10 protein-coding genes, 1 tRNA gene and 1 pseudogene are annotated in these 10,971 nt (G+C 30.4%); 7 read left to right on the top strand and 5 right to left on the bottom strand.

Going from position 1 to position 10,971, the window contains the following annotated elements; translation table 11 throughout:
- Window positions 1-59 precede the first annotated feature (59 nt).
- A complete protein-coding gene (locus Q0662_RS11605) occupies window positions 60-641 on the bottom strand; it encodes a peptidoglycan DD-metalloendopeptidase family protein (RefSeq protein ID WP_298949972.1) in 582 nt (193 codons plus the stop codon).
- 94 nt (window positions 642-735) lie between these two features.
- On the opposite strand from Q0662_RS11605, the gene ade reads away from it, so the two are divergent.
- Window positions 736-2,358, top strand: a complete 1,623-nt coding sequence (ade, locus tag Q0662_RS11600) for an adenine deaminase (RefSeq protein WP_298949970.1) — start codon at window positions 736-738, stop codon at window positions 2,356-2,358.
- 247 nt (window positions 2,359-2,605) lie between these two features.
- Window positions 2,606-3,196 (top strand): alkylphosphonate utilization protein, encoded by a 591-nt coding sequence (locus tag Q0662_RS11595; protein WP_298949967.1) that lies wholly within the window; start codon window positions 2,606-2,608, stop codon window positions 3,194-3,196.
- A gap of 239 nt (window positions 3,197-3,435) precedes the next feature.
- Here Q0662_RS11595 and Q0662_RS11590 read toward each other — a convergent pair.
- A pseudogene (locus Q0662_RS11590) lies at window positions 3,436-3,561 on the bottom strand (DUF4407 domain-containing protein); the annotation flags it as partial.
- 69 nt (window positions 3,562-3,630) lie between these two features.
- Between Q0662_RS11590 and Q0662_RS11585 the strand changes: the two are divergent.
- Window positions 3,631-4,257 (top strand): peptidylprolyl isomerase, encoded by a 627-nt coding sequence (locus tag Q0662_RS11585; protein ID WP_298949964.1) that lies wholly within the window; start codon window positions 3,631-3,633, stop codon window positions 4,255-4,257.
- A gap of 163 nt (window positions 4,258-4,420) precedes the next feature.
- On the opposite strand, the gene Q0662_RS11580 is transcribed toward Q0662_RS11585, so the two are convergent.
- Window positions 4,421-5,815 carry a dipeptidase gene (locus tag Q0662_RS11580; protein WP_298949961.1) on the bottom strand — a complete coding sequence of 465 codons (1,395 nt, stop codon included), beginning with the start codon at window positions 5,813-5,815 and terminating at the stop codon, window positions 4,421-4,423.
- Window positions 5,816-5,919: 104 nt separating this feature from the next.
- On the opposite strand from Q0662_RS11580, the gene Q0662_RS11575 reads away from it, so the two are divergent.
- Together Q0662_RS11575 and Q0662_RS11570 are read left to right on the top strand one after the other, a co-directional pair.
- Window positions 5,920-6,001 (top strand) — tRNA-Leu (locus Q0662_RS11575).
- A gap of 56 nt (window positions 6,002-6,057) precedes the next feature.
- Window positions 6,058-7,035, top strand: coding sequence for a type I phosphomannose isomerase catalytic subunit (locus Q0662_RS11570; protein WP_298949958.1), 978 nt, complete (start codon window positions 6,058-6,060; stop codon window positions 7,033-7,035).
- Here the strand turns inward: Q0662_RS11570 and Q0662_RS11565 are convergent.
- A complete protein-coding gene (locus tag Q0662_RS11565; protein ID WP_298949955.1) occupies window positions 7,032-7,475 on the bottom strand; it encodes a thioesterase family protein in 444 nt (147 codons plus the stop codon). The genes Q0662_RS11570 and Q0662_RS11565 overlap by 4 nt on opposite strands.
- 66 nt (window positions 7,476-7,541) lie before the next feature.
- Window positions 7,542-9,671 (bottom strand): carboxy terminal-processing peptidase, encoded by a 2,130-nt coding sequence (locus Q0662_RS11560; protein WP_298949952.1) that lies wholly within the window; start codon window positions 9,669-9,671, stop codon window positions 7,542-7,544.
- A gap of 253 nt (window positions 9,672-9,924) precedes the next feature.
- On the opposite strand from Q0662_RS11560, the gene surE reads away from it, so the two are divergent.
- Both surE and Q0662_RS11550 read left to right on the top strand, forming a co-directional pair.
- The gene (gene surE, locus Q0662_RS11555; protein WP_298949949.1) at window positions 9,925-10,695 is read left to right on the top strand and encodes a 5'/3'-nucleotidase SurE; all 771 of its coding nucleotides are present in this window, start codon (window positions 9,925-9,927) and stop codon (window positions 10,693-10,695) included.
- Complete coding sequence (locus tag Q0662_RS11550) at window positions 10,683-10,970, top strand: hypothetical protein (protein WP_298949945.1); 288 nt, start codon at window positions 10,683-10,685, stop codon at window positions 10,968-10,970. The genes surE and Q0662_RS11550 overlap by 13 nt, the downstream gene beginning before the upstream one ends.
- The last annotated feature ends 1 nt before the right edge of the window (window position 10,971 follow it).

Below are 10,971 nucleotides of genomic sequence, written 5' to 3'. Positions count from 1 at the left end.
TTCTAAACGGCTTAAAAAAATAGTTTGAACGTATAAATTAAACCTAAAAAAAGGTCAACCTATTTCAGTATAATACAGTGAGGTACCCAATTTCCGTTTTCACTAGCATTTCCTAAAACACCAATTTCCGTTCCTTTTTTTAGGAAATTACCTACTTTATGATGTGCAATACTTACTAGAGATAAATGCCCATACAAAGTATAAAAAACATTGTTTTCGGTTTTATGTTTTAAAATTAGTAAACCACCATATCCTTTTTCAAAATTATCGTCTGTAATACAGACTATTTCACCATCTAAAACTGTATTTACTGGTGTTTTAGCAGGTAACCAAAAATCGATACCTAAATGCGTGTCTCTTTTTTCAATACCTGTTTTTGTGCTTCTTTTGTAATTGTCAGATGTGTATAAAGCTCTTTTTTCTAAATAGCCACCAGCTATAATTTTAGTTGGGTTTTTATCTTGAATTTCCTCTAATTTTTCTTCAAAATAAGGAAGGTTGTTAAACTCGTTAATCGTTTTTACAAGTGTATTATGGATGCTTAAATCTACGTGGATAGCCTTTTTTTTAACTACTGTTGGAAATAAATCTTGCAAAGAAAATTCCTTATTTTTTGCCCAATTTTTAAACGCCTCTAACATCTTTTTTTTTATGCATCATCAAAAATAGAATAAAAGGTTTAGATTTTAAAAATTACTTTTTATTATTTGTAGTTTTGTGTAAAACAGTTTTAAAATGATTGTACAAGGAAACATTGTAGATATTGCTAACAAAAAGATTTTTAAAGGCGAAGTTGAGATTGAAAATGACCGAATTTTAGAAATTAGAGCAACCAATCACGACTGTGAAAATTACATTTTACCCGGTTTTATAGATGCACATATACACATAGAAAGTTCTATGTTAGTCCCTTCTGAATTTGCAAAAATAGCGGTAAAACATGGTACAGTTGCTACAGTTTCAGATCCGCATGAAATTGCCAATGTTTTAGGTGTACATGGAGTTAACTTTATGATTGAAAACGGAAAAAAAGTTCCGTTGAAATTTAATTTTGGAGCCCCCAGTTGTGTACCAGCAACTTCATTTGAAAGTGCAGGAGCTGTTATAAATTCCAACGATATTAAAGTGATGATGGAAAATCCTAATATTAAATATTTGGCAGAAATGATGAATTATCCAGGTGTATTATTTGATGATGCTGAGGTTTTAGCTAAGATTCAGCATGCTAAAAACAATAACAAACCCATTGATGGACATGCACCAGGATTAAGAGGAGATGATGCAAGCAAATATATTGCAGCAGGCATTTCTACAGACCACGAATGTTTTACTTACGAGGAAGCTTTAGAGAAACTGCAAAAAGGTATGAAAGTAATTATTAGAGAAGGTTCTGCAGCCAAAAACTTTAATGCTTTAATAGATTTATTGCCAGAACATTTCGAAAATATGATGTTTTGTTCAGATGATAAACATCCAGATGATTTGTTGTTGGGACACATTAATCAATTATGTGAAAGAGCTGTTGCTAAAAATATTGACGTTTTTAAAGTACTACAAGCAGTTTGTATAAACCCTGTAAAACACTATAATTTAGATGTAGGCTTGTTACAAAAAGGAGATTTTGCAGATTTTATTGTTGTTGAAGATTTACAAAAATTCAAGGTTTTAGAAACCTATATTAATGGTGAGTTGGTAGCTAAAAACGGAGAGAGTTTTGTAAAATCTGTTGATTTTGAAGTTTTAAATAACTTTAAAACAGATAAAAAGAAAGTAGAAGATTTTAACTTTACATCTTCTGCCCAAAAAATAAGAGTAATAGAAGTTTTAGATGGCGAGTTGGTAACCAACCAAATTGAAACAGAAAGCTTTATTAAAAATGGAAATTTAGTTTCTAATATTAAAAAAGATATTTTAAAAATGACGGTTGTAAATCGTTATCAGAATTCTGAGCCATCCATAGCATTTATTAAAAATTTTGGACTAAAAGAAGGTGCTATTGCAAGTTCTGTTGGCCACGATTCTCATAATATAATTGCTGTGGGGGTTTCTGACGAAGCAATTTGTAAAGCTGTTAATTTAATCATTAAAAATAGAGGAGGCGTTTGTACTGTAAATAACACAGAAGAAAAAATAGTTTCTTTACCAGTAGCAGGAATTATGAGCGATAAATCTGCTGAAGAAATTGGAAAAGCGTATGCAGAACTAGATAAAATAGCAAAACAAATGGGCAGCCAATTAAAAGCACCTTATATGAGTTTATCTTTTATGGCTTTGTTGGTTATTCCGTCTTTAAAATTGTCTGATAAAGGATTGTTTGATGGTACTTCTTTTACATTTACTTCTTTAGAAATTGAGTAGTTTCAAAGTTTCAAAGTTGTATAATTTTGATTTTGTGTGTTATTTAGACCTTATAAAGAAAATTCATTTAGAAATTACAATTTGTAAATTCAATAAAACCAAAGTTAGCAAACAAGTTTAGCCACGATTGAAATGGCATCCTTTTTTTGTTTTTCACAAAAAAAGATATAATGGAAAGCGTGAAATAGCTTCTAATAATAGTCTGAATTAAATTGTTACTTTTGCCAAATATCAATCAACATAAAAAATGAGTTTACAACAAGATTTAGAAAACAGAAGTGGTCATAAATGCGAATTGTGTGCAGCTACCAATAATTTAAGTATTTACGAGTTAAAACCAACTTCTACAGGTGGTGTAGATGGCAGTTTGTTAGCTTGCGAAACTTGTGTAGATCAAATAGAAAATCCAGAAAATACAGATGCAAATCATTGGCGTTGTTTAAACGATTCTATGTGGAGCGAGTTTAGAGCTGTAAAAGTAGTGGCTTGGAGAATGTTGCACAGATTGAAAAAAGAAGGTTGGCCACAAGATTTGTTAGACATGATGTATTTAGAAGACGAGGATATTCGTTTTGCAAAAGAATCTGGAGACCATTTAGATGAAAGCGAAAAAATAATTCATAGAGATGCCAATGGTGCCATTTTACAGGCAGGAGATTCTGTGGTTTTAATAAAAGATTTAAAAGTAAAAGGCTCTAGTATGGTTGCCAAACAAGGTACAGCAGTTCGTAGAATTTCTTTAGATCATGAAAATGAAAAATACATTGAGGGTAAAGTTGGGCCTACACAAATAGTTATTATTACAGATTATGTGAAAAAAATGGCAGAAAAAGAGTAGAATGTCATTTCGATTGCAGTCCATACGTTGGGCGTTCCCTTTCAGGTCGCGCTTTCCATTATATCTTTTTAGTCTTGTTCTCGATAGAAATTTATTCGTTCCTCATAAATTTACTCGAACTTACAACTAAAAAGGATGCCATTTCAATCGCTAACGCACCTACTTACCAGCTTTTTGCTTTAGAGCACTTTTTGCTGCTTTTAATAACTTTTTTTATGGTCTATTTCCTGTTTTGTTCAAGTTTTTACAGGAGTTTCTTGATCTTTTAATTTAAAATCATACTCGCCTTTTGGGGCAACTAGTTTTGCAAAAATTGGCGATATTTCTATAGCTAAAAACAACAAGAAAATAAAGAAAGAAGGTAAGTGTAGCGTTAAAATTTACTCCTCTTTTTAAGTATATTTGTATTAAATCGTCAGTAATATCACCAAATAATGAAAAGAATACTTTTTTTATTAGCATCTATAATTTTATTATCATCTTGTGCAACTAAGAAGTTTAAAACAAAGTGGTTAGAAAAAAAAGCACCAGAAACCTTTAAAGCACGCTTTGAAACTACACAAGGTAATTTTGATATTGAAGCTGTTAGAGAATGGTCTCCAAATGGTGTAGATAGGTTGTATCAATTGATAAAATACAACTATTATCAAGATGTTTCTATTTTTAGAGTGGTACCCAATTTTGTAGCGCAATTTGGTATTCATAACGATTCTTTAATCAATAAAAGTTGGCAAAAAGGTATTGAAGACGAACCTGTAATGAGAAAAAACGATGCTATGACTTTGGCTTTTGCCAGAGGAGGCGTAAAAACAAGATCCAATCAAATATTTATCAATTTAAAAGACAATCCACGGTTAGATAAGTTGGCGTATTCTGGTGTTACAGGTTTTCCTGTTATTGCAAAAGTAATTGCAGGTCAAGAAAATGTATTAAAATTTTACGATGGTTATGGAGATCGATTGGGTAGGCAACAAGGTAAAATTAACAAGCTTGGAAACAAGTTTCTGAAAGAAAATTACCCAAAAGTAGATTATATTTTAAAAGCTTATTTTATTAAATAAACTTTTGATTTTTTTTTTCTCTTGTAAAAAATCATCAAAGAATTATTTAATTATCGAAAATAATATCAACCCAAAAGAAGCTTGTTCCATTTTAACCTAGATTTTATTTACTTTTCTCTAACATCAATTTTTACATTTACTCCATAATTATTATTAGAGATATTTATTTTTGGTGATGCAATTCTGTAAAATAATTATAAAAATAGGGAATTGTTTCTATACCTTTTAAGTAGTTCCAAACACCAAAATGTTCGTTTGGTGAATGAATCGCATCTGAATTTAACCCAAATCCCATTAAAATAGTTTTGCTTTTTAATTCTTGTTCAAAAAGTGCAACAATAGGTATGCTTCCTCCGCTTCTTTGCGGAATTGGAGTTTTACCAAAAGTAGTTTCATACGCTTTACTTGCTGCCTGATATCCAATATTGTCAATAGGGGTAACATAACCCTGTCCTCCATGATGAGGTTTTACTTCTACTTTTACTGCTTTTGGAGCAATGCTTTCAAAGTGGTTTTTAAAAAGTTCTGTTATTTCTCTCCAATCTTGATTGGGAATCAAGCGCATGGAAATTTTTGCGTATGCTTTGCTGGCAATTACGGTTTTAGCCCCTTCACCAGTATAACCTCCCCAAATACCATTTACATCTAATGTAGGTCTAATAGAGTTTCTTTCATTGGTAGTATATCCTTTTTCGCCATAAATCTCACCAATATTTATTGATTTTTTATAGTCTTCTTTAGAAAAGGGTGCTTTTGCCATTTCAGCTCTTTCCTCTAAAGATAACTCTTCTACATTATCATAAAAACCAGGAATCGTAATATGATTATTTTCGTCATGTAAAGAAGCAATCATTTTGGTTAAAATGTTGATTGGGTTTGCTACAGCACCACCATACAAACCAGAATGTAAATCTCTATTTGGACCTGTAATTGCTACTTCAACATAACTCAAACCACGTAAACCGGTTGTTATTGAAGGTATGTTATTGGCAATCATCCCTGTATCAGAAATAAGTATTACATCATTGGCTAATTTTTCTTTATTTCTAGGAACAAACCAAGACAAGCTTTCAGAACCTACTTCTTCTTCACCTTCAATCATAAATTTTACGTTGCAAGGTAAGTTGCCAGTAGATGTCATGTACTCTAAGGCTTTTACATGCATGTACATTTGGCCTTTATCATCACAAGAACCCCGTGCAAAAATTGCGCCTTCTGGGTGTATTTCTGTTTTTTTTATTACGGGGTCAAATGGTGGTGAGTGCCATAAATCTATAGGATCTGCAGGTTGTACATCATAATGCCCATAAACTAAAACTGTAGGTAAATTTGTGTCAATAATTTTCTCTCCATAAATGATCGGATAACCTGGTGTTTTACAAAGTTCAACCTTATCACAGCCTGCTTTTTTTAAACTTTTTAAAACAAAATCTGCCGTGTTTAAAACATCTTTTTTAAAGGCTTTATCTGCACTTACTGATGGGATTTTTAAAAGTTCAATGAGTTCGTTTAAAAAGCGTTCTTTATTGTTTTCTATATAAGATTTTATTGTATTCATGTAAAGATTTTAATTTCTTTCTCAAAAATAGAAAAATTTATTGCAACAAGTTTGTAGTTTCTAAGTATTGTTTATATTTGCAACCCGAATTCTTCGGGAAAGTTGCAGGCGTGGTGGAATTGGTAGACACGCTAGACTTAGGATCTAGTGCCGCGAGGTGTGAGAGTTCGAGTCTCTCCGCCTGTACAAAACTAATAGTCGAAGTGTTTAACTTCGACTATTTTCATTTTAAATCTTATTTTATGAAATTATATCCTATAAAATTTTTACCAGTGTTTAGTTATAGATTATGGGGTGGTGAAAAACTTAAAACGGTTTTAAACAAAGATTATTCTGAAACGAATATTGGAGAGTCTTGGGAAATTTCTGATATAAAAGATAGTGAAACGCTAGTTAAAGATGGTTTTTTAAAAGGAAAAACATTAAATTATTTAATAGAAGAATTTAAAGGTGAATTTTTAGGGACTAAAGTTTTTAATCAATTTGGAGTAAAATTTCCGTTATTAATAAAGTTTATTGATGCAAAAAAGCCTCTTTCTGTTCAGGTACATCCTAGTAACGAAATCGCTAAAGAGCGCTACGATTCATTTGGAAAGAATGAGATGTGGTACGTAATGGAAGCTGACAAAGATGCTGAGTTAATTGTTGGTTTTGATGAGAAATTTGATAAAGAAAACTTTGATACTTTAGTGTCTGACGGATCTATTTTAGAAAAAATGCATCATGAAAAAGTTGCAGAAGGAGATACTTTTTACATTCCAACAGGAAGAGTACATGCAATTGGTGCTGGTGTGTTGTTGGCAGAAATTCAGCAAACCTCAGATATTACTTATAGGATTTTTGATTACAATAGGGTAGATGCCAGAACTGGTAAATTGAGAGATTTGCACAACGATTTAGCCAAAGATGTTATCAATTTTGAACCTCAAAAAGAATACAAAACTTCGTATAATAGAAAAACGAATTTTTCTAACAAGTTAGTGCATTCTCCATATTTTACCTCTAATATCTTGTTTATAGAAGGTAGTATAAAAAAAGATTATACTGATTTAGATTCTTTTGTAATTTTTATTTGTGTTGATGGAGATTTAGCATTGATTTCTAACCACAAAACGTATCCACTTAAAAAAGGTGAAACGATTTTATTACCAGCAGCTGTAAATACTGTGGAGTTAATTTCGAAAACTAAAAAAAGTAAGCTAATAGAGGTTTATATCTAACTTTTTAATTCGATTATTTTAAAATTTTCAGCTCTTTCAGCAGAGGCAAACATTTCTTTAGTTTCTTCTGGAGGTGTTGTTAATTTTCTTTGGGTTAAATCTATCCAAGCACCATAAACTTTTATGATGGCAGATAGTTTTCCTGCTTCATTAAAAACTTCATGAACAATTTTCCAACGTTCGTTGCTTTTAGACAAACCTTCTAATTTTAAATTAACGGTTATATTTTCTCCTAGATGGATTTCTTTTCTGAAAGAAGTTTCTTCTGTAAATAAAATAGGGCCTAAGTTATATTTGGTAAATTTTTGAATTGAGAAATTATATTTTGCAAAATAACGCACTCTAACTTCAGCAGCATAATCATTATAGGCTGTATGACGCATGTGTCTGTTTGGATCAAAATCAGACCATTTTGTAGCAAAAGTAACTTGAAAGCTCATATTTTATTAGGGTTTAAAAAAATCCGATAAATTTTTAATTTATCAGATTTATATTTTTGTTAATTTTTATTTTTTAACAACTTCTAATTTAGTTTTTAACTTTAAATCTTTTAAAACATTTAAAGCCTCTGCAACATAAATATCTTTAGATAAATTTTTGTGCCAAATATTTCTTTTATCAGCTAAAACACTGTCTTTTTTTAATAATGGTAACTCGTATTTTGGCGAGTTAAAAGTAAGATTAGATTTGTGTTTAAACGCATCTGAATATTTTTTTGCAACTTGTTCTTGCTCTTTACTTTCTTTAGCAAAATCTTTATAATTTAAAGAGTAAGAAGTATCTTCTTGATTTTGTTTTAACCATTTTGCATACTCGTTTATAAGCTTGAATTTTGTATTGCTAGCAATTCTAGTTTTACTTTTGTCAACTACTTCAGAGAAGTTTTCATAAGAGTTGGTTTGTGTATATTTTGCTTGTGGAACTTTGTCCCAAACTAAAGCACCGTCTAGATCTCTTTCTCCAAACTTCATGTAACTATACCTGTCTGGCATTGCAATATCAGAGTACACACCTTCAATTTGTGTAGAACCACCGTTAACTCTATAAAATTTCTGAATTGTCATTTTTATAGCACCTAAATCTTTTTCGTATTTAGGATAAAAATTATTTATTGGGATAACACTTTGTACAGTTCCTTTTCCATAGGTTTGATTGCCTCCTATTATTACAGCACGACCATAATCTTGCATGGCTGCAGCAAAAATTTCTGATGCAGATGCAGATAGTTCATTTACCAATACAACAACAGAACCATCCCATTGCATTTTTGGATCTACATCACTTTTAACAATTGGATCTTGACCTCTATATTTTACCTGTACAACTGGACCTTGCTTAATAAATAAACCAGCAATTTGTATTGCTGTCTGTAAAGAACCACCACCATTATTTCTTAAATCGATTAATAAACCAGCTATGTTTTCACTTTTTAAACGTGCAATTTCTTTTTCCATGTCTTTTGCAGAGTCTCTTGCATCTCTATCGGAAAAATCTATATAAAATCTAGGTAAATCTATTAAACCATATTTTTTGCCATCTTTTTCTACAATACTAGATTTTACAAATGTTTCTTCTAACTCTACAACATCTCTTATAATAGAAATTATTTTTGTAGAACCATCTAATTTTTTCTTTACAGTTAGTCTAACTTCTGTACCTTTTTTACCTTTAATAAATTTAATGGCATCATCTAAACGCATGCCTACAATATCTAATGGGTCTTTATCACCTTGCGCCACTTCTAAAATAATATCTCCAGCTTCAAGTTCACCTTGTTTCCAAGCTGGTCCACCAGAAACTAATTCTACTATTTCTGTATAAATACCTTGTCTAGATAAACGTGCTCCAATACCTTCTAATTTACCAGACATATCTTGGTCAAAGCGTTCTTTAATTCTTGGTGCCATATACGTTGTATGAGGATCAAAAGCGCTTACTACACTGTTTAAAAAAACAGAAAACCAATCTTCGTGTTCTAGTTCGTCTATTCTTAAATACAATTCATTCATGTTTTTTAAAACTTCTTTTCTAGCTTCTTTTTCTAAAGTTTTAAAAGATTTTTTCTTGTATTTTTTGTCTTTTTTAAGTTTTTCTTCTTGTTTTTCTAATTCACTTTGAATTCTGCTTAACGTATTTAATTTTAGTTGTTTACGCCAGTAGTCTACTAGTTTATTTTCGTTCTTAGCAAAAGGGATCTTATCATAATCTATATCAATAGTTTCTTTTTTATTAAAATTAAAAGGTTGTTTTAAGATTTCACCATAATAGGATTTTGCGTTTGCAGTTTTTTCTAAAAAACGATTGTAAACTAAATTGTAAAAAGAAACATCATCTTTTAATAGTTGGTTGTCTATTTCATATTTATATTTAGAGAATTCTTTTAAATCATCTTGCGTAAAGTAACGTTTACTTGGGTCTAAACCCTCTATAAAGCTTTTATACACTTTTTCAGAAAAATCATCATTCATATCCTTTACAACAAAATGTCCTCTTGTTAATATATTTTTTAAAACATACACTAAAATTTTATCCTTTTCAGGATCTGATTTTAGGGTGGTTTCTGCTTGTAAAGTTAGATTGTTAAATAACAACAAAAAAGCTATTAATAGTAGGCTGTTTTTTTGTAGATTGTTCATATAGATTATAGTGATTTAGATGCCTTTTAATTTTTATGTTACTAAAATAATGCCAAAATATTTAAAAAAAAAGAATCTAGTTATTTTTATATTTTTTTTGGATTAATTTATTATAACTCTAACAATAATACGTAAAAAAGCATAAGTTTATTCTTTACAAATTGTTAAAAAGAAAATGAATTAAATAAATTACTTTTGTGTATTATAAATAGGTGTCAATTTTCTAGGCTAGTTAAATATTAAATAAATTTTTATGCAAGAAAAACCTTTAATTTTAGTAACCAATGATGATGGAATTACAGCTCCAGGAATAAGGGCTTTAATTAAAATTATGAATAAAATTGGTGATGTTGTTGTGGTAGCGCCTGATAGTCCACAAAGTGGCATGGGACATGCTATTACAGTAGATAATGTGTTAACTTGTAACCCTATAAAAATAGATAATGGCCCACAATTAGAGTATACCTGTTCTGGTACTCCTGCAGATTGTGTTAAAATGGCGGTTAGCGAAATTTTAAACAGAAGGCCAGATTTATGTGTTTCAGGTATAAATCATGGTGCAAACTCATCTATTAATGTTATTTATTCTGGAACCATGAGTGCAGCTATAGAAGCTGGTATAGAAGGGATTCCTGCAATTGGTTTTTCATTATTAGATTTTAAATGGCATGCAGATTTTAAACCTTCAGAAGAATATGTGAAAAATATTACTTTAAATGCGCTGTTAAATGGTATTCCAGAAGGGGTAGTTTTAAATGTAAATATACCTAATTTAAAGAAAGAAGAAATTAAAGGTGTAAAAGTTTGCAGACAAGCAAATGGCTATTGGAAAGAAGATTTTGATAAACGTAAAAATCCTTTTGGAAAAGAATATTATTGGCTTTCTGGAGCTTTTGTAAGTAAAGATAAAGGACAAGATACAGATATATATGCTTTAGAAAATGGCTTTGTTTCTTTGGTGCCAGTACAGTTTGATATGACGGCTCATCACATGATACAAAAATTAAATTCTTGGGAACTGTAAAAAAAGATATCTTAATCGGTTTTTTAGTAGCCATTTTGGCCACTTTTGGTGGTGTTTTCTTGTATTTAGAGTATTTTTCTAAATTTAGTTTTCAAGATACATTAATAATGATTGAAGAAAGAAACTTGTATGGGAAAGTATTATCATTAGCAGCTATACCTAACTTATTTGTGTTTTTTATTTTTATTAAAAAGAAACAAGACGCAAGAGCAAAAGGAGTACTTTTAGCAACTATAGCGATTGCTCTATTAACCTTAATTTTAAAGTTTTTTTAAA

The organism is uncultured Polaribacter sp. (assembly GCF_947503855.1).
Classification (GTDB): Bacteria; Bacteroidota; Bacteroidia; order Flavobacteriales; family Flavobacteriaceae; genus Polaribacter.
The sequence above is the reverse complement of the archived record's forward strand: the minus strand, read 5'-3'. Positions and strand labels throughout refer to the sequence as shown.